General features: G+C 60.7%; 25 protein-coding genes. 12 read left to right on the top strand and 13 right to left on the bottom strand.

From position 1 onward, the window contains the following. Window positions 1-5 precede the first annotated feature (5 nt). Complete coding sequence (locus tag ACTNBZ_RS07775; protein WP_441209102.1) at window positions 6-1,139, bottom strand: cysteine desulfurase family protein; 1,134 nt, start codon at window positions 1,137-1,139, stop codon at window positions 6-8. Between the two features lie 156 nt (window positions 1,140-1,295). On the opposite strand from ACTNBZ_RS07775, the gene ACTNBZ_RS07770 reads away from it, so the two are divergent. Beyond that, window positions 1,296-2,480 (top strand): FprA family A-type flavoprotein, encoded by a 1,185-nt coding sequence (locus ACTNBZ_RS07770; RefSeq protein ID WP_441209101.1) that lies wholly within the window; start codon window positions 1,296-1,298, stop codon window positions 2,478-2,480. A 20-nt stretch (window positions 2,481-2,500) separates the two neighbouring features. Beyond that, window positions 2,501-2,659, top strand: coding sequence for a rubredoxin (rd, locus tag ACTNBZ_RS07765; RefSeq protein WP_441209100.1), 159 nt, complete (start codon window positions 2,501-2,503; stop codon window positions 2,657-2,659). 111 nt (window positions 2,660-2,770) lie between these two features. Here the strand turns inward: rd and ACTNBZ_RS07760 are convergent, their stop codons facing one another. The 6 genes from ACTNBZ_RS07760 to ACTNBZ_RS07735 all read right to left on the bottom strand — a co-directional run bounded on the left by ACTNBZ_RS07760 (window position 2,771) and on the right by ACTNBZ_RS07735 (window position 13,309). Continuing rightward, on the bottom strand, window positions 2,771-5,203 hold the full coding sequence (locus ACTNBZ_RS07760; protein WP_441209099.1) for a glycogen/starch/alpha-glucan phosphorylase: 2,433 nt from the start codon (window positions 5,201-5,203) through the stop codon (window positions 2,771-2,773). A gap of 238 nt (window positions 5,204-5,441) precedes the next feature. Beyond that, window positions 5,442-7,232: a glycogen synthase GlgA gene (gene glgA / locus ACTNBZ_RS07755; RefSeq protein WP_441209098.1), complete on the bottom strand. Its 1,791-nt coding sequence runs from the start codon at window positions 7,230-7,232 to the stop codon at window positions 5,442-5,444. A gap of 175 nt (window positions 7,233-7,407) precedes the next feature. Beyond that, entirely contained in the window at window positions 7,408-8,526 is a 1,119-nt protein-coding gene (glgD, locus tag ACTNBZ_RS07750) for a glucose-1-phosphate adenylyltransferase subunit GlgD (protein WP_441209097.1), read from the bottom strand. Continuing rightward, window positions 8,523-9,737, bottom strand: coding sequence for a glucose-1-phosphate adenylyltransferase (locus tag ACTNBZ_RS07745; protein ID WP_441209096.1), 1,215 nt, complete (start codon window positions 9,735-9,737; stop codon window positions 8,523-8,525). The genes glgD and ACTNBZ_RS07745 overlap by 4 nt, the downstream gene beginning before the upstream one ends. A gap of 142 nt (window positions 9,738-9,879) precedes the next feature. Further along, on the bottom strand, window positions 9,880-11,934 hold the full coding sequence (gene glgB, locus ACTNBZ_RS07740) for a 1,4-alpha-glucan branching protein GlgB (RefSeq protein ID WP_441209095.1): 2,055 nt from the start codon (window positions 11,932-11,934) through the stop codon (window positions 9,880-9,882). A 244-nt stretch (window positions 11,935-12,178) separates the two neighbouring features. Continuing rightward, on the bottom strand, window positions 12,179-13,309 hold the full coding sequence (locus ACTNBZ_RS07735) for a D-alanyl-D-alanine carboxypeptidase family protein (protein ID WP_441209094.1): 1,131 nt from the start codon (window positions 13,307-13,309) through the stop codon (window positions 12,179-12,181). A gap of 189 nt (window positions 13,310-13,498) precedes the next feature. Between ACTNBZ_RS07735 and mobA the strand changes: the two genes are divergently transcribed. The 5 genes from mobA (at window position 13,499) to ACTNBZ_RS07710 (ending at window position 17,168) form a co-directional block, all read left to right on the top strand. Then, window positions 13,499-14,092: a molybdenum cofactor guanylyltransferase gene (gene mobA, locus ACTNBZ_RS07730; RefSeq protein ID WP_441209093.1), complete on the top strand. Its 594-nt coding sequence runs from the start codon at window positions 13,499-13,501 to the stop codon at window positions 14,090-14,092. A gap of 227 nt (window positions 14,093-14,319) precedes the next feature. Beyond that, window positions 14,320-15,165: a transporter substrate-binding domain-containing protein gene (locus tag ACTNBZ_RS07725; protein WP_441209092.1), complete on the top strand. Its 846-nt coding sequence runs from the start codon at window positions 14,320-14,322 to the stop codon at window positions 15,163-15,165. Window positions 15,166-15,252: 87 nt separating this feature from the next. Beyond that, the gene (locus ACTNBZ_RS07720; protein WP_441209091.1) at window positions 15,253-15,891 is read left to right on the top strand and encodes an amino acid ABC transporter permease; all 639 of its coding nucleotides are present in this window, start codon (window positions 15,253-15,255) and stop codon (window positions 15,889-15,891) included. Window positions 15,892-15,903: 12 nt separating this feature from the next. Continuing rightward, entirely contained in the window at window positions 15,904-16,689 is a 786-nt protein-coding gene (locus ACTNBZ_RS07715; protein ID WP_441209090.1) for an amino acid ABC transporter ATP-binding protein, read from the top strand. A gap of 137 nt (window positions 16,690-16,826) precedes the next feature. After that, window positions 16,827-17,168 (top strand): hypothetical protein, encoded by a 342-nt coding sequence (locus ACTNBZ_RS07710; protein WP_441209089.1) that lies wholly within the window; start codon window positions 16,827-16,829, stop codon window positions 17,166-17,168. Between the two features lie 218 nt (window positions 17,169-17,386). On the opposite strand, the gene ACTNBZ_RS07705 is transcribed toward ACTNBZ_RS07710, so the two are convergent. The 6 genes from ACTNBZ_RS07705 to ACTNBZ_RS07680 all read right to left on the bottom strand — a co-directional run bounded on the left by ACTNBZ_RS07705 (window position 17,387) and on the right by ACTNBZ_RS07680 (window position 22,190). Further along, entirely contained in the window at window positions 17,387-18,025 is a 639-nt protein-coding gene (locus tag ACTNBZ_RS07705; protein WP_441209088.1) for a flavodoxin family protein, read from the bottom strand. Between the two features lie 149 nt (window positions 18,026-18,174). Next, complete coding sequence (locus tag ACTNBZ_RS07700) at window positions 18,175-18,918, bottom strand: metallophosphoesterase family protein (RefSeq protein WP_441209087.1); 744 nt, start codon at window positions 18,916-18,918, stop codon at window positions 18,175-18,177. Between the two features lie 44 nt (window positions 18,919-18,962). Next, window positions 18,963-19,424, bottom strand: a complete 462-nt coding sequence (locus ACTNBZ_RS07695; RefSeq protein ID WP_441209086.1) for a low molecular weight protein-tyrosine-phosphatase — start codon at window positions 19,422-19,424, stop codon at window positions 18,963-18,965. A gap of 176 nt (window positions 19,425-19,600) precedes the next feature. Continuing rightward, window positions 19,601-20,248 carry a potassium channel family protein gene (locus tag ACTNBZ_RS07690; RefSeq protein ID WP_441209085.1) on the bottom strand — a complete coding sequence of 216 codons (648 nt, stop codon included), beginning with the start codon at window positions 20,246-20,248 and terminating at the stop codon, window positions 19,601-19,603. A 52-nt stretch (window positions 20,249-20,300) separates the two neighbouring features. After that, entirely contained in the window at window positions 20,301-21,677 is a 1,377-nt protein-coding gene (locus ACTNBZ_RS07685) for a TrkH family potassium uptake protein (protein WP_441209084.1), read from the bottom strand. A 216-nt stretch (window positions 21,678-21,893) separates the two neighbouring features. After that, complete coding sequence (locus tag ACTNBZ_RS07680) at window positions 21,894-22,190, bottom strand: hypothetical protein (RefSeq protein WP_441209083.1); 297 nt, start codon at window positions 22,188-22,190, stop codon at window positions 21,894-21,896. Between the two features lie 142 nt (window positions 22,191-22,332). Here ACTNBZ_RS07680 and ACTNBZ_RS07675 point away from each other — a divergent pair, with 142 nt between their 5' ends. The 5 genes from ACTNBZ_RS07675 (at window position 22,333) to ACTNBZ_RS07655 (ending at window position 26,664) form a co-directional block, all read left to right on the top strand. Next, window positions 22,333-22,551: a hypothetical protein gene (locus ACTNBZ_RS07675; RefSeq protein WP_441209082.1), complete on the top strand. Its 219-nt coding sequence runs from the start codon at window positions 22,333-22,335 to the stop codon at window positions 22,549-22,551. A 200-nt stretch (window positions 22,552-22,751) separates the two neighbouring features. Continuing rightward, window positions 22,752-25,442 carry a DUF4118 domain-containing protein gene (locus tag ACTNBZ_RS07670; protein ID WP_441209081.1) on the top strand — a complete coding sequence of 897 codons (2,691 nt, stop codon included), beginning with the start codon at window positions 22,752-22,754 and terminating at the stop codon, window positions 25,440-25,442. Continuing rightward, window positions 25,435-26,145 carry a response regulator gene (locus ACTNBZ_RS07665; protein WP_441209080.1) on the top strand — a complete coding sequence of 237 codons (711 nt, stop codon included), beginning with the start codon at window positions 25,435-25,437 and terminating at the stop codon, window positions 26,143-26,145. Before ACTNBZ_RS07670 ends, ACTNBZ_RS07665 begins: the two co-directional genes overlap by 8 nt. A gap of 126 nt (window positions 26,146-26,271) precedes the next feature. Next, entirely contained in the window at window positions 26,272-26,511 is a 240-nt protein-coding gene (locus tag ACTNBZ_RS07660; protein WP_441209079.1) for a heavy-metal-associated domain-containing protein, read from the top strand. 18 nt (window positions 26,512-26,529) lie between these two features. Further along, window positions 26,530-26,664: a hypothetical protein gene (locus tag ACTNBZ_RS07655; protein ID WP_441209078.1), complete on the top strand. Its 135-nt coding sequence runs from the start codon at window positions 26,530-26,532 to the stop codon at window positions 26,662-26,664. The last annotated feature ends 5 nt before the right edge of the window (window positions 26,665-26,669 follow it).

The following is a 26,669-nucleotide window of genomic DNA, read 5'->3' as shown; positions in this document are numbered from 1 at the left end:
GGTGTTTACGCGCCTACCCGGCTGGACTGGATCTCCTGCAGGCCGTCCACCAGGGCGTCTACTTCTTCCTGGACGGTGGCGGGAGAGAAGGAGATCCGGAGCACCCCCATCAGGGTACGCTTTGGGAGGCCCAGGGCGGCAAACACATGGCTAGGCTTGCCCTTGTGGCAGGCCGAACCAGAGGAGACACAGACCCCCCGGTCGCTGAGCTCCCGCACCAGCATTTCACTGGGATAGCCGGGCAGGGAGACGGCGCAGATGTGGGGCGCGTCCCCCCGGCTGACCACCTCCAGCCCCGGCACATTGGCCTGGAGCTGTTCCAGCGCGTAGTTCTTCAGGTCAGACAGGCGGGCGTTGTACTCTTCGGACTGGTCATACCAGGACGAGCAGGCCGAGGCCAGGGCCGCGATCTGGGCGGTGGGCTCGGTGCCGGGACGCATGGCCCCCTCCTGCCCGCCGCCCCGCAGCAGGGGCGGGAGTTTCAGCCCCTTGCGGATATACTGGGCTCCGATGCCCTTGGGGGCACGCACCTTGTGCCCGCTGATGGTGAGCAGGTCCACTCCCAGCTCTTTCGGGGTGAAGGGGACCTTGAGGAAGGCCTGCACCGCATCGGTGTGGAAAAGAATGTCGGGGCAGTAAGCCTTGGTGATGCGGGCGCACTCGGCCACCGGCTGGAGGGTGCCCAGCTCGTTGTTGACCAGCATCATGGACACCAGCACCGTGTCCTCCCGCAGAGCGGCGCGCAGGTCCTCGGGGGAGACGTGGCCGCTGCGGTCAGGCTTGAGCCGGGTGACGGTGTACCCCTTGGCCTCCAGGGCCTTCAGAGGCTCCAGCACGGCGGAGTGCTCGATGGCGGTGGTGATGATGTGCCTGCCCCGGCGGCGGCCGTACTCCACGGCGCCCTGGATGGCCCAGTTGTCCCCCTCGGTGCCGCAGGAGGTGAAATAGAGCTCCTCCGGCAGGCAGCCCAGGGCCCGGGCCACAGTGGTCCGGTTTTCCTGGAGACGTTTGGCGGCGTTCTGGCCGAAGGCGTAGCGGGCGGAGGGATTTCCGTAACCGGCCACCATTTCAAAGGTGGCGGACTGGGCGGCTTCCAGGCAGACGGGGGTGGTGGCGGCGTTATCAAGATATGCAAACATACAGAGGTGATCCCCCTCATTTTCATACAGTATCAAAACATTGTATCGCCGGAACAGAGGAAAGTCAAGAAAGGACGCAAAAGGCCGCCAATAGTCGGACTTGACAGTCTACCATGTGTGTTACTATACTGTATCATAAGAAAGAAGGTGTGATCCATGAGTGCCATTCAACTGAAAGAGGGGATCTGGTCGGTAGGCGTCCTGAATCCCTCTCTGCGGGTATTCGATATCGTCATGGAGGCCAAATACGGTACCTCCTATAACGCCTATCTGCTGACCGGCGAGAAAAACGTGCTGATCGAGACCGTCCACGCCGACTATTTTGAGGAATATCTGGATAACATACGCCAGGTGATCCCGGTGGAGCAGGTGGACTATCTCATTATGAACCACAACGAGCCCGACCATTCGGGCAGCGTGGCCAGGCTGCTGGAGGTATGTCCCGGGCTGAAGGTGTTCTGCACCGCCGCGGGCAAGAAGCATCTGGAGGACATTACCAACCGGACCTTCCCCGTACAGGTGGTCAAGGCCGGCGACACGCTGGATATGGGCAATAAGAAGCTGGCCTTCATTCCCGCTCCCATGCTCCACTGGGCGGACTCCATGTTCACCTGGGACGAGGAGAGCCGGACGGCCTTCACCTGCGACTTCCTGGGCTGCCACTTCTGCGAGCCCACCATGCTGGACCGGAATATCCACGACTATGCCGCCTACGAGGGTGAGTTCGCCTATTATTACGAGGGCATTTTCGGGCCCTTCAAGCCCTTTGTGCTGGCCGGACTGGACAAGCTGCCCGCCGAAGCGGATATGGTCTGCCCCAGCCACGGACCTGTGCTCACCACCGGGCTGGAGAAGGCCAAGACCCTCTACCGCCAGTGGAGTACCCCCGCGCCGAAGGAGGGACGGACGGCCGCCATTATCTACGCTTCGGCCTATGGCTGCACCGGGAAGCTGGCCGCCGCCGCTGCCGCCGCGCTGGAGGAGGCTGGGTTCAAGTCCGTCTGTCTGGATGTAACCCGTGAGGGTCTGGCGTCCTGCGCCGCCGCCGCCAATGAGGCTGACGTACTCCTGGTGGGCGCGCCCACCATCAACCGGGACGCTCCCAAGGCCGTGTGGGATGTGCTCTCCTCCATCGACGCGGTCAACACCAAGGGCCGGGCCGCCGGAGCCTTCGGCGCCTACGGCTGGAGCGGCGAGGCCCCCGGTATGCTCCATACCCGCCTGGGCCAGCTCAAGTTCGCCCAGCCCGGCGAGGCCTTCCGGGTACTTTTCACTCCCACGGAGGAGGATCTGAACGCTATGGCCGGCTACGCCCGGAGCGTGGCCGGACTGGTGAAATAAACGAATTGAGGTGCTGTAATATGGATAAGTATGTCTGTGACGCCTGTGGTTATGTGTATGACCCCGCTGTGGGCGATCCTGACCACGGTATCGCGCCGGGCACTCCTTTTGAGGAGCTCCCCGAGGACTGGGTCTGCCCCCTGTGCGGCCTGGGCAAGGATATTTTCAGCAAGGAATAATGCGCACATGAGCGGCCCGCCGGACCTTCGCCCGGCGGGCCGCCTGTTTATGGGAACAGCCCCGCCGGACAAAGCCCGGCGGGGCTGTTTTGATTGGGGATGTGCGGGGGGTCACTCGCGCACGGGCACGTTCCAGATGTCGCGGGCGTAGTCCCGGATGGAGCGGTCGGCGGCAAAGATGCCGGACCGGGCCACATTGATAAGGGACATCTGGTTCCAGTGCCGGCGGTCCAGATAGGCCTCGGCGGCGCGCTTGTGGGCGTTGCGGTAGCTGTCGAAGTCAGCCAGCAGCAGATACTCGTCGGGAGGACAGCCGTTGCCGAAGAGCAGCCGCTTGGTCAGGTCGTCGTAGCTTACGCCGTCGTCAAAGCCCCGGGAGAGATTGTCGATGACGGCACGCAGGTCGCCGTTGTGCATATAGTACTCATAGGACTTGTAGCCCTTGGTCTTGAGTTCGGAGACCTCGTGGGCCTTCAGGCCGAAGAGGAAGATGTTCTCGTCGCCCAGGACCTCGTGCATCTCCACGTTGGCGCCGTCCAGGGTGCCGATGGTAACGGCGCCGTTCATCATGAACTTCATATTGCCGGTGCCGCTGGCCTCCTTGCCGGCGGTGGAGATCTGCTCACTGAGCTCGCTGGCGGGCATGAGTTTCTCTGCCAGGGAGACCCGGTAATTCTCCAAAAAGACCACCTGCAGCTTATCCTTGCAGACGGGGTCGGCATTCACGGTGGCGGCCAGGGAGTTGATGAGGTGGATGATCTGCTTGGCTACGGCGTAGCCGGGAGCGGCCTTGGCGCCGAAGAGGTAGACCTTGGGGGTGATCATGAAGTTGGGGTCATCCTTCAGGTGCTGGTACTCGTAGATGATGTGCAGCACGTTGAGGAGCTGGCGCTTGTACTCGTGCAGGCGCTTGACCTGCACGTCGAACATGGCGTCGGTGTTGAGGACGATGCCGCTCTCCCGGGCAATATAGGAGGCGAAGGCGCGCTTGTTCTCCTGCTTGATGGCGTCCAGCTGCTCCAGCACCGAGGAATCGTCCTTGTACTTTTCCAGGTCCCGCAGGGCGTCGGGATAGAGCAGATAGCGGTCGCCGCCGGTGCAGTCCCGGATGAGGGCGTCCAGCTTGGGGTTGCACTCGGAGAGCCAGCGGCGGTGGTCGATGCCGTTGGTCACGTTCTTGAACTTGTCGGGGGTGCGGACATAGGCGTCGTGGAAGACTTCCCGCTTGAGAATATCGGAGTGAAGGGCGGACACGCCGTTGACGGCATAGCAGGCGCAGATGCACAGGTTGGCCATGCGCACGTCGCCGCCCCAGATGATGGCCATCCGTTCTACCTTGCTCATGTCGCCGTGGAAATAGGCGGTGAGCTGGGTCTGGTAGCGGTTGCTGATCTCCACGATGATCTGCCACACCCGGGGCAGCAGGTCGATGATGAGCTGCTGGGGCCAGTGCTCCAGGGCCTCGGCCAGCACGGTGTGGTTGGTATAGGCCACGGTGTGGGTGACGATATACCAGGCGTCCTCCCAGCTGTAGCCCTCCTCGTCCAGCAGGATGCGCATGAGCTCAGGGATGACCAGGGTGGGGTGGGTGTCATTGATCTGGATGACGTGTTTGAGGTGGAAATTCCGCAGGGTGCCGTACTGGGCCCGGTGCTTGCGCACGATGGACTGCACGGTGGCGGACACGAAGAAATACTGCTGCTTGAGGCGCAGGGACTTGCCCTCGTAGTGATTGTCCTCGGGGTAGAGGATCTTGGAGATGGTCTCGGCCATGGCCTGCTGTTCCACCGCCTTGAGGTACTCGCCCCGGGAGAAGAGGGACATATCCACCGGCGTGGGGCTCTTGGCGTCCCACAGGCGGAGGGTATTGGCGTGTTCGGTGCGGAAGCCGGCGATCTCCATATCCTTGGGCACGGCCAGCACGGAGGTGTAGCCCGTATGCTGGATGGAATGATTGCCGTGGCCGTCCCACACATCCTCGATCCGGCCGCCGAAGCGGACCTCCTCCACCTCATCCATTTTGGGGATGAGCCAGGCGTCGCCCAGGCCCAACCAGTTGTCGGCCAGCTCCACCTGCTGTCCGTCCACGATCTTCTGTTTGAAGATGCCCAGCTCGTAGCAGATGGAATAGCCGGTGGCGGGGATGCCCAGAGTGGTCATGGAGTCCAGATAGCAGGCGGCCAGACGGCCCAGGCCGCCGTTGCCCAGGCCGGCGTCGGGCTCGGCCTCGAAGAGGTCGGAGGCGGAGAAGCCCAGACCCTCGATAGCCTCTCTCAGGGGCTCCACCACCCCCAGGTTGTATGCGTTTTTCATCAGGGAGCGGCCCATCAGGAATTCCAGCGACAGATAGTGGACCTGGCGGGCATGGGTATTCTCCACCATGTCCTGGGTCCTCATCTGGCGCTCGGAGATGATATCGCGCAGGACCAGAGCGCAGGCCTTGAACATGTGCTGGGTGGTGGCCTCATCCACATCACGGCCGAAATTCCGGCGCAGCTTGCCTGTGATCAGGTCCATAAGCTCTTTTTTTGTATATTGATGCATGGGAGATCGACCTCCAAGAATTTGTAGTGCAGGGCGTTTGCCGGGCACGGGGAATGGCTGTCCGGACGCCGCCGGAGTACGGAGAAAGAACCCGCGGGCGGGGGAGATCCCGGCCGCGGGCTCACAGTTTATCACGTGCTGGCGCTCAGGTCAATGGTTTCTTCCACATTCTGACTGTACAAAATGTACGGAACAGGGGATAAACAGGAGAAAATTCGTAAAATCGCCAGTATAAAATTTATTTTTCCGCTTCTGGTTTCTTTTTTGCGGCGGTTTTGCGGGGAACGCGGGGCTTCTTTTCGGCCGCGTCCTTCTTGGCAGGAGCCTTTTTGCTGGTCCGCTTGGGAGCGGCGGCCTTCTCTGCCGGGGCCTTTTTGGCGGTGCGCTTGGCAGCGGGCTTTTTCGCGGCGGGCCCGGCCTCGGCCACAGGCGCCGCCTCGGGCTCGACGGGAGCATCAGCGGTTTCGGCCACAGGCGCCGCCTCGGGCTCGACGGGAGCATCGGCGGTTTCGGCCACAGGCCCGGCGACGGGCTCAGCCACAGGCTCCGCGGCAGGGATTTCCTGCGCCGGAGCCGGCTCCTCAAAAGGGACGCTTTCCTCGTAGTTGGTGACCCAGCGGTAGACCTGGAGGTAGTCCTGAGCGGAGTGGTTCCAGGAGAAGTCGGCAGTCATGGCAGTGTGCTGGATGGACTTCCAGGCCTCTTTGTTGTTGTAGTAGAGGTCCACAGCGGAGTTCAGGACCCACACCATGTCATGGGCATTGATATCGGCGAAGGTGAAGCCGGTGGCTCCCGCCACACCGTTGGGACGGACCGAATCCTTCAGGCCGCCGGTCTCACGCACCACGGGCAGGGTGCCATAGCGCATGGAGATCATCTGGCTCAGGCCGCAGGGCTCGGCCTCGCTGGGCATAAGGAATAGGTCGGCGCCGCCGTAGATGGCGGTGGACAGCGCGCCGGAATACATGATGTTGGCCGAGAAGCGGCCGGGATACTGGGCCTGGGCGTGACGGAAAGCCTCCTCATAATTCCAGTCGCCGGTGCCCAGGACCACCATCTGTACATTCATGGCCATGATGTCGTGGATGGCGGCAGTGACCATGTCAAAGCCCTTGTGCTTGACCAGGCGGGAGACGCAGGCGATGATGGGAACATTGGGGTCCTCACGCAGACCCACAGCCCGCTGCAGGGCGGTCTTGCAGGCGGCCTTGCCGCTCAGGTCGTCAGCGGAGAAGGGAGCGGCCAGCCCCTGGTCAGCGGCGGGATCGTAGAGGGCGGTGTCGATGCCGTTGAGGATGCCGCGGATCTTGTGCCGGTTGTCGCCGATGACGCCCTCCAGGCCGTGGGCATAGAAGGGATACTGGAGCTCCACGGCATAGGTGGGGGACACGGTAGTCACATAATCGGAGGCGTAGATGGCGCCCTTCATCAGGTTGATATCGCCGTGGTAGGCCAGCATGTGCTCGTTGAAATAGCCCTCGTTGAGGCCGAAGAGGTCTACCATCAGGTCCCGGCCGTAGCGGCCCTGGTACTCGATGTTGTGGATGGTAAAGACCGACTTGGTACCATAGAGCTGAGGCACCCGGGTCCGCTCCTCCAGCAGGTAGATGGTGGACAGGGCGGTCTGCCAGTCGTTGCAGTGGAGCACATCGGGGTGCCAGTCCAGATGGGCGGGAGTCTCCACCACGGCGCGGGAGAAGAAGGCGAAGCGCTCTGCGTCATCATAGTGGCCGTACAGGCCGGCACGCTTGAAGTAGTATTCGTTGTCCACGAAGTAATAGGTCACGCCGTCCTTCTTCAGCTCGAAGATGCCGCAGTAGGGGGTGCGCCAGGCCAGGGTGACATGGAAATGGAACAGATAGGTCATCTGGTCGCGCCACTCCTGGCTGACGCCCTCATAGAGGGGCAGGATGACACGCACGTCATGGCCCAGGGCAGCCAGGGCCTTGGGCAGGCTGCCGGCCACATCGGCCAGTCCGCCGGTCTTGATGAAGGGGGCTACCTCAGAAGAAGCAAAGAAAATATTCATAAAGGGGGGACGCTCCTTTCACACAGTACAGTGCACATTCATTTTAAGCGCGTGGTTAAAATGAATGAGAAGAGATGTATCTCCAGTATAACAGAAGGTTCCGGGTAGGGCGAGAGACGAAGTGTTGAAAAAACAGCTTCGTCTCTCGCTTCATGCAGGATATAATGTCAAATTCCTATACGATTTCGTTCTTGGCAATGGCTAAAGGATAGGTGGAGTGACCCATAAGCATCCGTTCGGGGGTCACGCGGACGTTTTTATCGGTAATGGTGTACTTGAGTACGGCATTTTCCTGGATGACAGTGCCCTGCATGAGCACACAGTGAGACACCCGGGCGCCCTTCTCCACCCGCACGCCGCGGAAGAGGATGCAGTTTTCCACCTCGCCCTCGATGACGCAGCCATCGGCCACCAGGGAGTTGATGGACTTGGCGTCAGGGCCGTAATAGGTGGACGGGTTGGACTGGTCCTTGGTCTTGATGGGCCGGTCATCCACAAAGAGCTGGGCGCGGACAGCGGGGTCCAGCAGCTCCATGCTGCGGGCAAAATAGCCGGAGACCGACTGCAGCCGGGCGGCATAACCGTCGAACTGGTAGATATGGATCCTGTGGGTGTGGATGATGGACTGGAGCACACCGTGGCTGAAGGAGGAGATATTGTGGGCGGCACAGTGGTCCACCAGGCTCAGAAGCAGCTTCTTGCTCATGATGTACACTTCCAGGGACTCCAGGCCGGCGGCCTCGGTGGGATGAACGGCCACGTCGGTGGCGAACCCGTCGGCGTCCGCAGTGAAGTAGTCGCAGCTGCGGGGCTGGCCCTTCAGAACCGAGGTGCACACGGCGGTGACGTCGGCGCCGCTCTGGATGTGGGACTCAAAGATATCGGCAAGGGGCAGGTTGACGGCCAGGTCGCCTCCGGCCAGCACCACATACTCCTGCCGGATGTTCTGGAGGTAGGAATAGACACCGGCCAGGGCGTCCATGCGGCCGTGGTAATTGCCGTCGCCCCGCTTGTCGGCATAGCTGAAGGGGGGCAGGATGCGCAGGCCGCCGTGCTTGCGGGAAAGATCCCAATCCTTGCCGGAACCTACATGGTCCAGCAGGGACTGATAATTGGCGTGAGCGATGAGGCCCACGTCGGTGATTCCGGCGTTGACAAAATTGGAGAGCATGAAATCCACCACGCGGTAGCGCCCGCCGTAAGGGACGGAGCAGGTGTTGCGGGGCTGGGTCAGCTCACGCAGGTCGGGATTGGAGCGATAGGCAAAGATGATGCCGTGCAGGCTGTTGGTCATCTCTCATCGCCTCCTTTCACATTGGTGGTGATCATGGCTTTGGCGGGGACCACCGCACCGTCACCGATCTCCAGGTTCTGGGCGATGACGGCAACGCCCCACTGGCCGGCGCTCTCCGGTGTGGGCGGCGTACCCACCCGGGCATTCCGGCCGATGACGGTATTTTCCGCCACGATTGCGTACTCCACTACGGCCCCTGCCTTGACCACAGTGCCGGGCATGAGAATGGAGTAGCGCACGTTGGCGCCCTCCTCCACGATGACCGAGTGGAAGAGTACCGAGTTTTCCACATTGCCGTAGACCTCGCAGCCGCCGGTGACCATGGCGTGGGATACCCTGGCGTTGGGGCTGGTGAAGTGGGGCGGCTTGGTGGGCGTACGGGCAAAGATGGGCCACTCGGTATCATACAGGTCGATGCCGTTGTCGGGGGAGAGCATATCCATGTTGGCGTCCCACAGGGAGTCGATGGTGCCCACGTCCTTCCAGTAGCCCTTGAAGCGGTAGGCCACCAGCTTCTCCTGGTTATTCAGCATGGCGGGGATGATGTTCTTGCCGAAGTCGTTGGAGCTCTTCTCATCGGCCTCGTCGGCGATCAGGTATTCCTTCAGCTTGGACCAGGTGAAGATGTAGATGCCCATGGAGGCCAGGGTGCTCTTGGGATGCTTGGGCTTCTCCTCGAACTCGTAGATGACGTCGTTCTCGTCCACGTTCATGATGCCGAAGCGGGTGGCTTCCTCCAGCGTGACCTCCAGCACCGAGATGGTGCAGGCGGCGCCGGTGGCCTTGTGCTGGGCCAGCATCTTGGAATAGTCCATCTTGTAGATGTGGTCGCCCGACAATATGACCACATAGTCCGGGTCATAGAGCTCGATAAAGCCCATGTTCTGATAGATGGCGTTGGCAGTGCCCTTGTACCAGGTGCCCTGCTCGCCCTCCCGCATGTAGGGCGGGAGGATATGGACGCCGCCGTCTGAACGGTCCAGGTCCCAGGGCTGGCCGTTGCCCAGATAGGCGTTGAGTTCCAGGGGGCGGTACTGGGTCAGCACGCCCACGGTGTCGATACCGGAGTTGACGCAATTGGACAGCGGGAAGTCGATGATACGGTACTTTCCGCCGAAAGGTACGGCGGGCTTGGCCACGTGGCTGGTCAGAGCATAGAGACGGCTGCCCTGCCCGCCAGCCAGAAGCATGGCGACACATTCCTTTTTCATAACACGTTCACCTCTAGCGTTATTTGTACTTGCCTGGCCAGATCCCTCTCCCGGCCAGACCGGGCCGCGCCGCGGCCCGGCTTTGTCAGCGGATACACAACTCCTCTCTTCTGTCAGCGGTTCTATATTGCCTGGGGAATCCTCAGGCTTTTTCTTTCTTGGGGGCGGCCTTTTTGGCGGTTTTCCCGGCAGCTGTTTTGGCGGGCTTTTTGGCCGCCTTGGCCGTCTTGGCCGCGGGCTTTTCCTTGAGGGCAATATCCTCCTTTTTGCGGCGGCGGGGGAACTTCTTGACACAGCGCAGGATGACCGCGCTCATGGGAGGCAGGTCAATGGTGATGGACTGCTCCATGCCGTGGCAGGGAACATACTCCGACTTGATGGGCTTGCGGTCGCCCAGACCGGCTCCGCCGAAGGCCTCGTCGTCGGTGTTGAAGACCACCTCATACCGGCCGGGGTCGGGCACGCCCAGGCGGTAGCCTTCCCGGTGGATGGGAGAGAAGTTGCAGATGGTCAGAAGGAAATGTCCCTTTTTGTCCTTGCGGAGGAAGGAGGCGCAGTTGGCCTGGTTGTCATCGGCGCAGACCCACTGGAAGCCCTCCCAGGAGAAATCCAGCTCCCACAGCTCGGGGTGGGCCAGGTAGAACTGGTTGGCCGAGCGGAAGAAGCCCTGAAGCCGGATGTGGCGCTGGGCGTAATCCTGCTCCGGGTCCAGCAGGTGCCAGTCCAGGGAGTGGTCGAACTTCCACTCGTGGAACTGGCCGAACTCGGAGCCCATGAAGATCAGCTTCTTGCCCGGGTGAGTGAGCATATAAGTATAGAAGGCCCGCACGGCGGGGAATTTTTCCTCGTCGGTGCCCGGCATCTTGCCGATGAGGGAGCCCTTCATATGCACCACCTCATCATGGGAGAGGGGGAGCACGAAATTCTCGGAAAAGGCGTACATCAGGGAGAAGGTGATGTCCCTGTGGTTGAACTGCCGGAAATAGGGGTCCAGCTTCATGTAGTGGGTGATGTCGTTCATCCAGCCCATGTTCCACTTCAGGTTGAAGCCCAGGCCGCCCTCCAGGCCGCCCTCGCCCACCGGGTGGGATACCCGGGGCCAGGCGGTGGACTCCTCGGCGATCATCATTACGTCGGGGTGGTCCAGGAAGATGTGCCCGTTGAGTTTCTGGAGGAAGTCCACCGCCTCCAGGTTCTCATGTCCGCCGAACACGTTGGGGCACCATGCGCCGCCGCTGCGGCCGTAGTCCAGATAGAGCATGGAAGCCACCGCGTCCACCCGCAGGCCGTCGATATGGTACTGCTCCAGCCAGAACAGGGCAGAGGAGAAAAGAAAGGAGCGGACCTCGTTGCGGCCGTAGTCAAAGACCCGGGTGCCCCAGTCGGCGTGCTCGCCCTTGCGGGGGTCGGCGTACTCATAGCAGGGGGTACCGTCAAATTCATACAGGCCGAAGGCGTCCTTGGGGAAGTGGGCGGGCACCCAGTCCAGAATGACGCCGATGCCGGCCTGATGGAGCTGGTCCACCAGATACATGAAGTCGTCAGGGGTGCCGAAGCGGCTGGTGGCCGCGAAATAACCGGTGCACTGGTAACCCCAGGAGGCGTCCAGCGGATGCTCGGTGACGGGGAGCAGCTCCACATGGGTGAAGCCCATCTCCTTCACATAGGGCACCAGATACCGGGCCATCTCCCGGTAGCTGAGGAACTCGTCCTCGCCTGTGCGGCGCCAGGAGCCCAGGTGGACTTCATAGATATTCAGCGGGCGGTGGTAAACAGGGTTCTTTTTGCGCCACGCCAGCCAGCCGTCGTCGCCCCACTGGTAGCTGCCCAGTTCATAGAGCTTGGAGGCGGTGCCGGGACGGGTCTCGGCGTGGAAGGCATAGGGATCGGCCTTGGCCAGGACCCGGCCATCCCGGGTATGGACGGCGTATTTATAAGTATCAAACCGCTGCAGGCCGGGCACGAACCCCTCCCACACGCCGCCGCCGATGGGAGACATGGGATGGTCGGAAACATTCCACTCGTTGAAATCTCCCATGACGGCCACCGATTCCGCACGGGGCGCCCACACCCGGAACACATAACCGTCCGTACCATCCCGGCATTCGGCGTGAGACCCCAGATATTCCTGCGCACGGACGGATTGTCCATTCAGAAAAGAGGTCAAGGCGGGGGGAAGCATTGAGGGCTGATTCATAGGCATTCTCTCCTTGGCAAAAAAACACCCGGATAAAGTAGAAAAGGGATGTTTTTTGTTGTCATAGGTGATAATAAGCAATAGGAGTCTTTCTCACCTATTTGTATAAATTATACAACATAAATTTGGGAGCGTCAAGGCCGTGGCACTGTCTCTTCTATAAAACACTTAAGGGGACAAAAGAGAGAAAAAAGTGGGCAAAAAGCTGGGGAGAGAGCGAAATAAGACGCTCTCTCCCCGAGAATCAGGCTGCCATAAAGAGATGGGAAAGAAATTGTAAAAAAATACCCGGTATGGTGATGCGGGCAACGGCTTCCTCCGCGACGATGGGAATGGTCTGCCGCTCCTCTTCTCCAACGCGGACCACCATCCGGCCCAGGATCTGCCCCTCCTCCACCGGGGCTTCCACGTCCTCACACAGCTCCAGCTCGGTGGTCACCGCATTGACCTGGTCCCGTTCCACCAGAATGCGGCTGGACTGGGACAGCCGGGGCTGGACTGTCTCCCGTTGTCCCAGCAGCACTTGGACGGGGGGCAGGGCCTGGGCGGGACACACATCCATCAGAGTGTAATTGGCAAAGCCGAAATTCAGGAGGCTTTTGGCGCTCTCAAAGCGCTGGGCGGAGGTGGGGGATTTGAGCACCACGGCGATGAGCTCCATGCCGTCCCGCTCCGCGGTGGCCGAGAGGCAGTAGCCCGCCGCGTCGGTGGAGCCGGTTTTGAGCCCGGTGGCCCCCTCGTAGAAACGGATGAGCTTGTTGGTATTGGAAAGCTGGAAAGCCCCGTCCCGGATGGAGTCCATCCAGATGGTGGAGTACTTCTTGATCTTGGGATGGCACAGGAGCTCACGGCTCATAACAGCGATATCGTGGGCCGAGGTAAGGTGTCCGGGGGCGGGCAGGCCGGTACAGTTGACGAAGCAGGTGTCCGCCATGCCCAGCTGGGCGGCACGCTGGTTCATCTTGTCCACAAAGCCCTCCTCGCTGCCGCAGAGATGCTCGGCCAGGGCCACGGCGGCATCGTTGCCCGACACCACGGTGACGGCCTTGAGCATGTCATTGACCGACATCTGCTCGTTTTCCTTCAGATAGACCTGAGAACCGCCCATGGAGGCGGCATGGGTCGATACTGTCACCATATCGTCCAGAGAAAGGCGGCCGCTGTCCACGGCCTCCATGACCAGCAGCAGGGTCATCACCTTGGTGACGCTGGCGGGTTCCAGCTTGTCGTGGGCGTGATCCTCATAGAGGATGGCGCCGGTTTCCTTCTCCATCAGCACGGCGGCGCCCGCCTCCACCTGAGGGGCGCCGGCCACCGCGGCGGCGGGGAGGACCAACAGGGAAGCGGCCAGCAGGGCCGCGGCCAGTTTTTTCATGGCAGTTCCTCCAGTACAAGTACAAAGGTTGAATCGCTGTGTTTTACAATGTAGAGGATATGGAAAAAACGGGGGTTCTATTCGGGGGGAAAAACTTGCCAGTCCCGGCGGGGTCTGTTAAAATGGGGATAGCGCAGACAGACGCTGCCCTCCCGGTACAGAGGGTGCGCGGACAAGGAGGTCCCGGGATTGAATGTTACGACAGTGATCCTTACCGGCGGAAGATCCAGCCGGATGGGAAGAGATAAAGGCACTCTGCCGGTGGAGGGCGGTACGTTGCTGGAGCGGGGCGTAGAGCGCTGGCGGAACGTGTTTGGCGGCGTGGCCGTGGCGGTGGGGACGGAGGAGCGGCCCCTGCCGGCAGGGGTACCTGCCCTGTTCGACCTCCATCCCGGCGCCGGCCCCATGGCAGGGCTGGAAGCCGCCCTTACCGCCCTGAAGGGAGACGCGGTGTTCCTGACGGCGGTGGACATGCCCTTCGGTGACGAGGGACTGGCCCGGCTCCTGGCCGGACGAATGGGAGAGGCCGACGTGTGCATCATCCGCCGGACCGACGGACGGGTGGAGCCCCTTTTCGCCCTGTACCGGAGGACCTGCCTGCCTGTGGTCACCAGAAGCCTGGAGGAGGGACGGCGCTCCTTTGTCAAGGGGCTGTTTCCTTTTGTGACCGTGGCCTATGTGGACGAGGGAGAGCTGACCGGCTTCGACCTGGAGCGGTCCCTCTTTAACGCCAACCGTCCCGAGGAGTGGGAGAAGGCCCGGACGCTGCTGAAAGAAGAGTAAGGACAGAAAGCGGAGCGGCGGAGCGCTCCGCTTTCTGTTTTTAAAGGTATGTCCTGTGTCCTGCAGGATGCGGTTTTCCGGCAAAAAAATGAGATGGAGTCCCGCGGAAAAAAAGAAATTGAAAAAATCGCGGTTCCCCCTTCACAAAACCTCTTCAATATGTTAATATACTAAAGCAACGCCGCGGCAGTGAGCCGCATTAACATGTACTTACGGAGGAATCGCATATGAAGAAGAAACTGCTTGCCCTGGCCCTGGCGTGGGCTATGGGGCTCTCGCTGGCCGCCTGCTCCGGCGGTCAGGCTGCCAAGCCCAGTGAAGCGCCTATCGGCGGTACCGACGCCCCTACCGATATCAAGGTCACTGACAGCGATGTGGCCTATGTGAAGGACAAGGGCACCCTGGTGGTGGGTATGACCGACTTCGAGCCCATGGACTACAAGAATGACGCCGGCGAGTGGATCGGCTTTGACGCAGACATGGCCAGGGCCTTCGCTGAGAGCCTGGGCGTCCAGGTGGAGTTCCTGGAGATCAACTGGGACAACAAGCTGATGGAGCTGGAGACCAAGGGCATTGACTGCGTGTGGAACGGCATGACCCTCACCGAAGAGGTGAAGGCCGGCGCCGCCACCTCTGAGCCTTACTGCAACAATGGCCAGGTGGTGGTGGTGGCCGCCGACAGGGCCGCTGATTACCAGACCGTGGAGAGCCTGAGCGGCCTGAGCTTCGCCGTGGAGAACGGCTCCGCCGGCGCCAAGCAGCTGGACGAACTCAATCTGCCCTACGTGGCCAAGCAGACCCAGGCCGACGCCCTGATGGAAGTGGCCTCCGGCGCCTCCGACGCCTGTGTCATCGACCTGCTGATGGCCGGCGCCATGATCGGCGAGGGCACCAGCTATCCTGACCTGACCTACACCGTGCAGCTCAACAGCGAGGAGTACGGCGTGGCCTTCCGCAAGGGCTCCGATCTGGCGGATGCCTTCAACAGCTTCTGGAAGGAAGCCTATGACGCCGGTACCGTGATGGAGACCGCCACCACCTACGGCGTGCAGGAGTCTGTCATCGAGAAGTAAAGACCGAACGATCATTTTCGGGGAAATAAACAGGCAGAGAGCCCAGACGCTCTCTGCCTTTTCCCGGATATAAGAAAGGTGTCCGCCATGCTTGCGACTGTTACGCTCACTCTTCTGAAGGGCCTGGTGACCACGCTGGAGCTCTTTGCGCTGACGCTGGTATTCGCCCTGCCCCTGGGCCTGGTGATCAGCTTCGGTTCCATGAGCCGCTTCACCCCGCTGCGGGCGCTGGTGAAGACGGTGGTATGGGTCATCCGTGGTACGCCTCTGATGATCCAGATCCTCATCATCTTCTACGGCCCCGGACTTCTGTTCCATCTGCCTCTCCTGCCCCGGTTTACGGCGGCGCTGGTGTCCTTCGTCATCAACTACGCCTGCTATTTCTCCGAGATCTTCCGGGGCGGCATCCAGAGCGTGCCCCGGGGGCAGTATGAGGCCGGCCAGGTCCTGGGCATGACCAGAAGCCAGATCTTCTTTAAAATCACTTTGCTCCAGGTCATCAAGCGCATCGTGCCCCCCATGTCCAACGAGTTCATCACTCTGGTAAAGGATACCGCCCTGGTGCGGGTCATCTCGGTTTACGAGATCATCTGGATGGGCGAGTCCTTTATCAAAAAAGGCATGATCTGGCCCCTGTTCTACACCGCCGTGTTCTATCTGGTGGTCAACGGCCTTCTCACCCTGCTCTTCGGCTGGTTCGAGAAGAAGCTGGACTATTTTAAGTAAGGAGGCGCTGACATGTCTGTTCTGGAAGTATCCCATATCGAAAAGCATTTTGGCGCCACCCGGGTGCTGGAGGATATCAGCTTTACCCTGGAGGAGGGGCAGGCCCTGGCCATCATCGGCTCCTCCGGCTCGGGCAAGACCACGCTGCTGCGCTGTCTGAATTTCCTGGAGGCCCCGGACGCGGGCACCATCTCGGTGAAAAACGAGCTGCTCTTTGACGCTGCCGACCCGGCCACCCAGCGGGACGCCGAGGTGCGGCGGAAGCGGCTCCACTTCGGGCTGGTCTTTCAGTCCTTCAATCTCTTTCCCCAGTATACGGCGCTGAAGAACGTGACCCTGGCCAGCGAGCTGCTGGCCCAGGAGCGGCCTGATTATAAGGCCAACCGGAAGCAGATCCTGGCGGAGATCGAGAAGCAGGCCAGAGAGCTCCTCGCCCAGATGGGGCTGTCCGACCGTGCCGACCACTATCCCCACCAGCTCTCCGGCGGCCAGCAGCAACGGGTAGCCATTGCCCGGGCCCTGGCCATGCATCCGGATGTGCTCTGCTTTGACGAGCCCACCTCGGCGCTGGACCCGGAGCTCACCGGCGAGGTGCTGCGGGTCATCCGCAGCCTGGCTGAGAAAAAGACCACCATGGTCATCGTCACCCACGAGATGGCCTTTGCCCGGGATGTGGCCGACCAGGTCATCTTTATGGACGGCGGCGTCATCGTGGAGCAGGGTCCCGCCCGGCAGGTCATCGAGCACCCCCGGGAGGAGCGGACCCGCCAGTTCCTCTCCCGCTATGCGGAGAACTGAGCATTCGTGAAAGAACAAGGTCCCCGGCGGCCGTAGCCGCCGGGGATGTTCTGTATGTGCCGGCCCAGACCGGCGCATTGTTTTTTGGCAGCCAATATGGTATCATCTCAGTAAACAGGAACAAAGGAGTGGCGGACATGGCGGAGCTTTATTTACCGGTCCTCTCCCATTTTCAGAACGGGAACTTCTGGACGGCCAGCGACGGGCGGATGCGCTACCGGGTGGACCCGGAGGAGGACAACCTGGCGGCCCAGGTCTGGGAGGGTCCCTGGGGCTATGAATTCAGCACCGTGGAGGAGAAGCGGTATTTCCCCCTCAGCGAGGAGGGACTGAAGGAGATCGCCTGCTGGGCAGAGGAGTGGAGCGCCCGCATCAACGCCCGCCCGGCCCGGACGCTGGAGGAGACCATCGCCATGCGGGACGCAGTGCTCCGGCAGAAAGAAGCAGAGAAGGCCGGAGACGGAGACGGAGACAAATAGACCGTTCATACTAAAACCTGTTAAAAAGCTTGAAAAGCTTTTTATAGCGCAAAGCGCGTCGGGTTTTATGAGACGCCGTGACGCACGCATGTGCGCCACGAGCGTGCGCAGCACACGGGATTTCAAATAAAGCATTTTATTTGAAATCAGTATCAAACGGAAAAAGAGCGCGTCCGCCGTTTTTGCACGGCGGACGCGCGTTGCTTTATTCAATCGGATCAGACGCTGGGCCGGCCGGCCTTCAGGGCCTTGGCCACCTGGGCCACCTTCTCACCCAAAGCCTTGCAGTTGGCGATGCCGGTGGGGTCATCCATGATGCCGGAGCCGTCGCCGGGGCTCCACAGCATGGCGCCGCCGTACACGCCGCCGCCGCAGGTGCAGATGTTGATGCCGTGAGTGGCGAAGATGTTGGTGATGGAGCGGATCACGTTCTCCTGGCCGCCGTTGCGGGTACCGCCCACGGTGAGGGCGGCGCCCACCTTGTACTGGAAGAAGGTGGGATCATCAACGCTCAGCTTCCAGGAGGAGCGGAAGCGGCTGTAGAACTGGGCCAGCTGGGCGGTGACGTTCATGTCGTACACCGGGCAGCCGATGATGATGCCGTCGGCCTGGAAGAACTTGTCGTAAAGTTCGTCCATGTCGTCGTGGAACACGGTGCAGCGGTCGGAATCGTCCCGCAGGCACTTGTTGCAGTGGATGCAGGGGGCGATCTTACGGCGGAAGAGCTCCACCAGCTCCACCTCCACGCCCTCCACGGCCTGGGCGCCCTCCATGGCGGCCTGCAGGCCGGCGTAAGTAGCGGATTTGCTCTTGGGACGGGGACTGCCGCAAATCAGCAGGATCTTCGTTTTCTCCATAAGGGATACCTTCCTTTCTCAAGCTCCGATACCGGCGGCGGGGGAGAGCCGCCAAAGTCTTAAGAAGAGTATACGACACGGGAGCAAAAAAAGCAAGCTCTGATTCGAAAAATTCAGCACTTATGACAATGCGCGGATGGGATCCCGAATCACAACACCCGGACGATCTGCTCCCAGAGGAGGATGTATTTCCCATCCAGAGAGCGATTGTCATGGTAATGGCCGAAGAGCCAATACCGGAAACGGGCCCGCCCGCGGACCTCCTCCAGAAAGCCGGTGAGCTCATCCGCCTCATAGTCCGGACAGATGGCTTTGGCCACGCTGGTAGGAGCGCAGTGGGTGAGGATGTAATCAACGCTCCAGTCACGCGCTTCCAGCGCCTTCCTGGCGGCGTCATATTCGGCGGGGGAGGGCATCTCCTCCTTCCACCAGCTCTGGTGCTCCACGCGGTACTCGGCCCGCAGCCGGTCCAGCCGCCGCTTTTCCCGGCGGAAGTCCGGGCGGTCGGGGGAGAGGACGCCGTCTTTGATGTCGTGGCTCCGGGCGCCGCCCATGGTGAAAAAGGTGTGCCCCTCGATGGAGAACACCTGCCCCCGGGCCAGGTGGAGGACGTTTTCCCGCACACGGCGCACCAGGCCGCCGTGCCATTCCTCTGTAGGGAGGGCATACAGCAGGTCGTAATTCTCGTGGTTCCCGCACACGAAAAGGAGCGTGAAGGGCTTCTTCTCCAGCCAGTCCAGCCAGTGCCGGGACTCGGGAGAGTTGTCCCACAGACCGCCGAAATCACCCAGCACAAGGACATAGTCCTCCCGGCTCATGGAGCGCTGCTCGGGAAAGTTCCGCGTGGAGAAGCGCTGAAAGCAGCCGTGGGTATCTCCTGTGGCGTAGATCACGGTGTACACATCCTTTCGGGGCGGGGTGGAAAAACAGGCGCGGGTCAGGCCTGCCCTGGGGCCAGCTCCTCCAGCAGGGCGCGGCATCCGGAAAGCACGTCCCGCCAGGTGGCGTCGAAATCCCCGGTATACCAGGGGTCGGCCACATCGCCGGGGCGGCCGGTGTGGTCCAGCAGCAGGGAGCACTTTCCCGCCGGGTCGCCCCCGGAGAGGCGGCGCATATTGCGCAGGTTGGCGCCGTCCATGCCGATGAGCAGGTCATAGGCGTCGTAGTCCGGGCGGGTCATCTGCCGGGCCGTCTTGCCGGCGCAGCTGATGCCGTGCTCGGCCAGTTTGCGGCGGGCGGGAGGATAGACCGGATTGCCGATCTCCTCCGTGCTGGTGGCGGCGGAGGCGATGGAAAAACAGTCCTCCAGCCCGGCTTTTTTCACCAGATCCTTCATTAGAAATTCCGCCATCGGGCTGCGGCAGATGTTGCCGTGGCACACGAAAAGTATTTTTATCATAGCAGTAGCCTCATTTCGGGCCCGCGCGGGCCCTGTTTTACCCGACTCCGATGGGGAGCGGGCAAGACCATTCTATCATGCCGGCACTTGTTTTGCCATTGCGTTTTGCGGCAGAGCTGACAAAAGGCCAGACGGTGTGCCCGCCGGAGTTGACGCGCATACCGTCTGGCCTTTTGTTACAGGTTCAGGAATTTCTGGGCGTCACGGTTGCTGCCCAGAATAAAGATCGTTTCATCCGGCCTGAAGCAGTGCGTAGGGCCGGGCAGAGGCTCCAGATTGCTGTTGTGCTTGGTCGCCAGAACATTGATGTGATACTTTTGGCGGACCGCCAGCTCCACGATGGTCTTTCCCACCCAGGAGGCGGGGACCGCCGTCTCAAAAATAGAGTGGTTGTCCGTCAATTCAATGTAGTCGAAAATGTGGTCGGCGCTGTACCGAACCGCGGCCCAGGAGGCCATCTGTTTTTCCGGGTAGATCACATCGTCAGCGCCGTTGCGCAGCAGAAATTTGGCATGCACGTCCCGGGCGGCCCGGGCCAATACGAAGGGAGCGCCATGCTCCTTCAGCAGGGCGGTGGTCTCCAGCGAGCTCTGAAAATCATCGCCGATGGCCACCACGCACAGGTCGAAGTTCCGTACGCCCAGCGATGCGATGAACTGCTCGTTGGTGCTGTCTCCGATCTGGGCGTTGGTCACCAGAGGCAGGATATCGTTGACCCGCTGTTCGTTCCGGTCCACAGCCAGTACCTCGTGGTGCAGTTCCCGCAGTTTTCCGGCCATGTGCCGCCCAAAGCGGCCCAGTCCGATCAAAAGTACAGATTTCATATACAGATTCCTTTCTGTTTCAACAGGAAACAGGCGTTCCTGGCAGCTTGTCTTATCCCACAGTTACCTGTTCCTGGGGGAACTGGGAGGCAGATGTTCCGCCCCCAGCCGTGACGGCATAGATGAGGGTAAGGCCGCCCACGCGGCCAAAATACATGAGAAAGATCAGGATCAATCTGGATCCCGTGGAGAAACGCGCAGTGCCCCCGATAGACAGGCCAACGGTGCCAATGGCGGACGCCGCTTCGAACAGGGCGTCCATCAGAGGAACGCGGTCGATACAGCAGATCAGCATACCGCCCGCGAGGAAAAGCAGGAGATACAGGAGAAAAATGGCGCAGGCGCTCTGGAGCGCGGACTCCTGGACCCGGCGCCCAAAGCACTGGGCGCTGCGCCGCCGCTGGAACACCGCGGCGGCACTGAGCAGCAGTACCGCCAGGGTAGTGGTCTTGAAGCCGCCGGCAGTGGAGCCGGGTGAGCCGCCGGTGAGCATCAGCAGGATGGTGAGCAGCTGGCTGGGTTCGGACAGCTGCGACAGATCCACCGTATTGAAACCGGCAGTCCTGGGCGTAACGGACTGGAACAGCGCTGCCAGCGCCTTCTCACCACGGGACAATCCGCTCCATTGAGGCAGACGGAACTCATAAAACAGGAAAAAGAGAAAACCGGACAGCAGCAGAGCGGCGGTGGTGACCAGGATGAGCTTGCTCTGCAGCCTGTATTCCTTGAAGCGGAAGCGGTGGGAGGCGATGTCCTGCCAGGTCAAAAAGCCCAGGCCGCCCACCACGATCAGCAGCATGACCACCAGATTGACGGCGGGATCCCCTACATAGGCGGTCAGGGAAGAAAAAGGAGCCTCACGCCCCATCAGGTCAAATCCGGCGTTGCAGAAGGCGGAGACCGCGTGAAATACCGCGTACCACAGGCCGCGCCACGGGCCGAACCGGGGGCAGAACCGGAGCGCCAGAATGGCGGCGCCCAGCCCTTCAATGGCAAAGGCGGTCTTTAAAATGAAGCCGGTCATACGGACGATACCGCCCACCTGGGGCGCGGAGATGGATTCCTGCATGACCCAGCGCTGTTTCAGTCCGATCCGTTTTCCGGAAAAGATAAAGATGGCGACAGCCATGGTCACTACGCCCATGCCGCCCACCTGGATCAAAAACAAAATGACCAGCTGGCCAAATCCGGACCAGTAGCGTACCGTGTCGTGGATCACCAGCCCGGTGACGCAGGTGGCGGAGGTGGCGGTGAACAGAGCGTCGAAGAAAGACGCGCCGCCCCATTCCCGTGTGGCGAACGGGAGCATCAGCAGCGCCGTTCCAAACAGGATCAGAAGAAGAAAACCGATGATGATGACACGGGCGGGGGACACCCGGTCACTTTTCCAAAAGGGCACAAACGCCGTCTGAAGCTTTTCCTTTAACACAGGGGCAAGGCCTCCTCTGAAAGACGACCATAAGAAAGTATAAAGATTGATATTATTATAGCATTGAAAGGATGAGAACTTTGTTAGGGTTCTCTGCGGGGCGTTAAGATTGCATTAAGAAAGAGCCCCGGGCTGAGCAGAGCGGGCGCGGGCGGTACACTCTGTGGCGGCAGGCAGAAAAAAAGACCCGGAGACTGCCTCCGGGTCCTTTTCCCATCAGGGGATCTGTCGGACAGACCGGCCCGTTAAGGACAGACCGGCCATGAGCGGGCGTCCACGGGAAAAAGCAGCTTCAGAAAGAGCTTTTCCGCCGAGCCGCCCCGGGTGAAATCGAACCGCCGCTCCGGCCCCACCGTCATCCATCCGGAGGGTGAGCTCCGCCGTCTCCCGGGCATCGATGGTGCCGAAGAAGCACAGCGGCATCTCCTGGTTCACTCTGGCGGACAGGGTACCGACGCTGTCGATGATGTCCCGGTCCAGGCAGACCGCATCCCGGTACAGCAGGATCAGCATCACAATAAAACCAAAGAGATTAAGAACAAACCGGCGTTTATACAATCTTAATGCCCCGGTAAAAATGCAAATCTCACCCATAGGTGTTTTCTCTTATAATGGAAACAGGATAAGCGGATATATGCCTCCGGGAGGGATGGATATGGAAGCTGTGGTATTGATCGGCGGCGTTGTGTTTGCCATCGTGGCAGGTTATTTTGCCATTGACCGCCTGGATCGCTTTTTGAGTGAGGTCGGTATCACTCCTGACGGGGATGAAGAAGAAAAAGGGGCCGCCGGGCAGAAAAAAGGGGCCCCCACAGAGGCGGGTGTCTGTAAAAAACAAGATTATTGCGATACTTCAGGCAGAAATGTGCTATGATAATGTCGCTGAATCAATGGCTTTACGGTCTGTTCATGCGGCAGCTGCCGCACGATTCGATATGCAGTCAAAGGACCGTTTTCAGCACTTCTGACTGTATTCAGACATTGCTGCGATTCGTATTTCCGGTGGAGCGCCGCAGCGCTCCATCGGAACGTATTGTGACAGCAGAAATATCTCAGATCTAAGGGGGGCCTCCCATGCCGGACGACTGTCGCCCGGATTCCGGCCAGCTGCTGCGCAGCCTGAAGCAGGCCGGGGATTCCGGAAGAGGAAAACTGAAGATCTTTTTTGGCTATGCCGCCGGGGTGGGCAAGACCTACGCCATGCTGGAGGCGGCCCGCCGTGCCAAAGCCGCCGGGGTGGACGTAGTGGCGGGCTACATCGAGCCCCACACCCGCCCGGAGACCATGGCGCTGCTGGATGGGCTGGAACAGCTCCCTGTCAAGGTCATTCCGTATAAGGGGATCAAGCTGCGGGAATTCGACCTGGACGCGGCGCTGGCGCGGCGTCCCCAGCTCATCCTGGTGGACGAGCTGGCCCATACCAACACCGTGGGCAGCCGCCATATCAAGCGGTATCAGGACGTGCAGGAGCTGCTGCGGGCGGGGATCGACGTCTATACCACCGTCAATGTTCAGCATCTGGAGAGTCTGAATGATATGGTGGCTTCCATCACCGGTATCTCGGTGGCAGAGCGTATCCCGGACAGCGTGTTTGACTCCGCCGACCAGGTGGAACTGGTGGATCTGGAGCCGGCCGATCTGCTGGAACGGCTGCGGGAGGGAAAGATCTACCGGAAAAACCAGGCTGCCCGGGCCATGGGCAACTTTTTTACCAACAAAAACCTGGCTTCCCTCCGGGAGATCGCCCTGCGGCGTACGGCGGACCGTCTGGACGCGGCACCCTGGTTTGAGGGGGGTGAAAAGCCGAAAGCCGGGGAGCATATCCTGATCTGCCTGTCCGGCTCTCCCTCCAACGCCAAGGTCATCCGGACCGCCGCCCGGATGGCCAAGGCTTTTCACGGCGCGTTTACGGCCCTCTTTGTGGAGACGCCGGAGTTTGCCGGCCTATCCGAGGCGGACCGGAGGCGGATCAGCGCCAATGTGCATCTGGCGGAAGAGCTGGGCGCCAGGATCACCACTACCTACGGGGACGACCCTGCGGTGCAGATCGCGGAATACGCCCGCATCAGCGGCATTTCCAAGATCGTGCTGGGCCGCAGCCCCAGGCGCTGGGGCCTGCGGCTGGATAAAAATCTGGTAGACCGGCTCAACGAGCTGGCCCCTGATCTGGATATCTACATCATTCCGGACCAGTACGGCGGCGGGGGAGCCTCCCGGCGGGAGCGGCGCCGTGCGGCGCAGGAGCGGTTTTCTGCCTGGGATCTGCTGAAAACACTGGCCATTCTGGTCCTGTGTACTCTGGGCGGATACTTTTTCAGTTCCCTTGGGATATCCGATACCAACATCATCCTGCTGTATCTGCTGGGGGTCCTGGTGATCTCCATGGTCACGACCGGACGCAGCTACAGCCTGCTCTCGTCGCTACTCTCGGTACTGATCTTCAATTTCTTTTTCACGGCGCCCTATTTCACCCTGCGGAGCGATCCCAGCTATATCGCCACCTTCGGCATCATGTTTTTGGTGGCCCTTCTCAGCAGTTCCCTGACCATCCGGGTCAAGACACAGGCGAAGATGAACGCGGACAAGGCCTACCGCACCGCTATCCTGCTGGAATCCAGCCATAAGCTGCAGACCGCCGAGGGGGCGGAGGCCATTTTGACCGTTGCGGCCCAGCAGCTGGGCCATCTGCTGGAGCGGGATCTGGTGGTCTACCAGGCGGACGGGCAGGGCGGGCTTCTGCCGGCCATGCGCTTTCCCTTTGCGGAGGAGACCGACCTCTCTCCGCTTTTGACTCCCTCTGAAGAGGCGGTGGCGGAGTGGGTGCTGAAAAACAATAAGCATGCCGGTGCCACCACCAATACCCTGCCCAATGCGAAATGCCTGTACCTGTCCATCCGGGGCACCGGAGGCGCCCTGGCCGTGGTGGGGATCGCCGCGGAGGGGAGCCACCCCCTGCTCTCGTTTGAGAAAAACCTGATGGTGGCGCTTTTGGATGAGTGCGGGCTGGCGCTGGAGAAGGAGATCACCATGCGGGAAAAGCAGAGGGTGGAGGCACAGGCGGATCAGGAGGCGCTGCGCGCCAACCTGCTGCGTGCCATCTCCCACGATCTGCGCACCCCGCTGACCAGCATCTCCGGCAACGCCAACATCCTGATGGAGCGCGCGGACCGGCTGGAGCCGGAAAAGCGGCAAAGTCTCTTTACCGCCATCTACGACGATGCCATGTGGCTGATCAATCTGGTGGAGAACCTGCTCTCCATCACCAAAATAGAGGACAACCGCATCAACATGAATATCGAGCCGGAGCTGCTGGAGGATATTTTCGCCGAGGCTCTGTCCCATCTGGACCGGAACGCCGGCAAACACCATATCCGGACCGAGCTGCCCGACGACATGCTTATGGCGGATATGGACGCCCGGCTGATGGTGCAGGTGGTCATCAACATTGTGAACAACGCCATCAAATACACGCCGGAGGGCTCTCATATCACCCTGGCGGCCAGAAAGTCCAATCAGCTGGTGGTGGTGGAGATCTCCGACGACGGACCGGGGATTTCGGACGAAGCCAAGGAGAAGCTCTTCGATATGTTCTATACGGCTAACAACGAGCGGGGAGACGGCCGCCGGGGCCTGGGCCTGGGACTCTCCCTCTGCAAATCCATCGTGACCGCCCACGGAGGAAAAATCGAGGTAGCTGACAATCATCCCCAAGGAACGATCTTTCGCTTTACCTTGCGGGCATCGGAGGTAAAACCGTATGAATAAACCGCAGATCCTGTTTGTGGAGGACGATACCGCCGTGGGCAATCTGATCGCCACAACACTGGAAACTCAGAATTACCAGTTCCACCGGGCCAAAAACGGCAGCCAGGCGGTGATGGACGCCCTGTCCTACCGGCCGGATGTAATGCTGCTGGATCTGGGACTGCCCGACATGGACGGCATCGAGATCATCAAAAAGATACGCTCCTGGAGCAATATGCCCATCATCGTGGTATCCGCCCGGTCTGATGACCGGGACAAGGTGGCGGCTCTGGACGCGGGAGCGGATGACTATCTGACCAAGCCTTTCTCGGTGGAGGAGCTGCTGGCCCGGCTGCGGGTGGCCCTGCGCCGGGTGCGGTACGACGGACAGAAGACCAGCGATGAAGCGGCCCGCTATGAGAACGGCGGCCTGGTCATCGATTACGCCGCCGGGTGCGCCTACCGGGATGGTCAGGAGCTGCATCTGACCCCCATTGAATACAAGCTGCTGTGCCTGCTGGCCAAGAATACCGGAAAAGTGCTGACTCATAACTATATCATCAGCGAGATCTGGGGCCTCTCCTCCGCCGACATGTCCACTGAGCTGCCCTCCCTGCGGGTCTTTATGGCCACGCTGCGCAAGAAATTGGAGCCGGACGCCGCCCATCCCCGGTACATCCAGACCCATATCGGCGTGGGATACCGGATGATCCGTCAAATGTAACGTTCCGGACCGAAAACGGTAAAAAAGCGCGCTCCCCAGTCATGGGGAGCGCATTTTTCATTTGCGGGGGAGGCCATTTCTCATAAACGGGGCCATTTTGCTCATACTAACGGGGAGGTGAGCGTAATGGCAAAAGCAAGCGCCTATTTTACACTGGGCCACATCAAGGATCAGCACGACAGCAGGGAGATCAAGCGGGAACTGGACGCTCTGCCGGGCGTGCTTTCCGTCAGCATCAGCGGAAGCTCCGGCCGCGTCGCCGTGGATTTTGACACTACGGGCGTTGAGAGCAGCCGTATCGGAAAACAGCTTGAAAAAATGGGGTATCAGATCCTCGATTCCAAAGTGGAAAACCATATCATGTAATGTAAAGGAGGCAGAGGGATGCCGAAGGACAGCCAGCCCGATCCCAAGGAAGTCAGACGTGAAAAAGCGAACGGGCAGACGCCCCTGACCCGTGAAAACCAGAATCAGAACCGGAACGCAAAAAAACAGTCGATCCGGAACAACGACGTGTAGCGGCG

Source organism: Pseudoflavonifractor sp. HCP28S3_F10 (assembly GCF_052065415.1).
GTDB lineage: Bacteria > Bacillota > Clostridia > Oscillospirales > Oscillospiraceae > Pseudoflavonifractor_A.
This window is presented reverse-complemented; position numbering and strand designations above follow the sequence as displayed.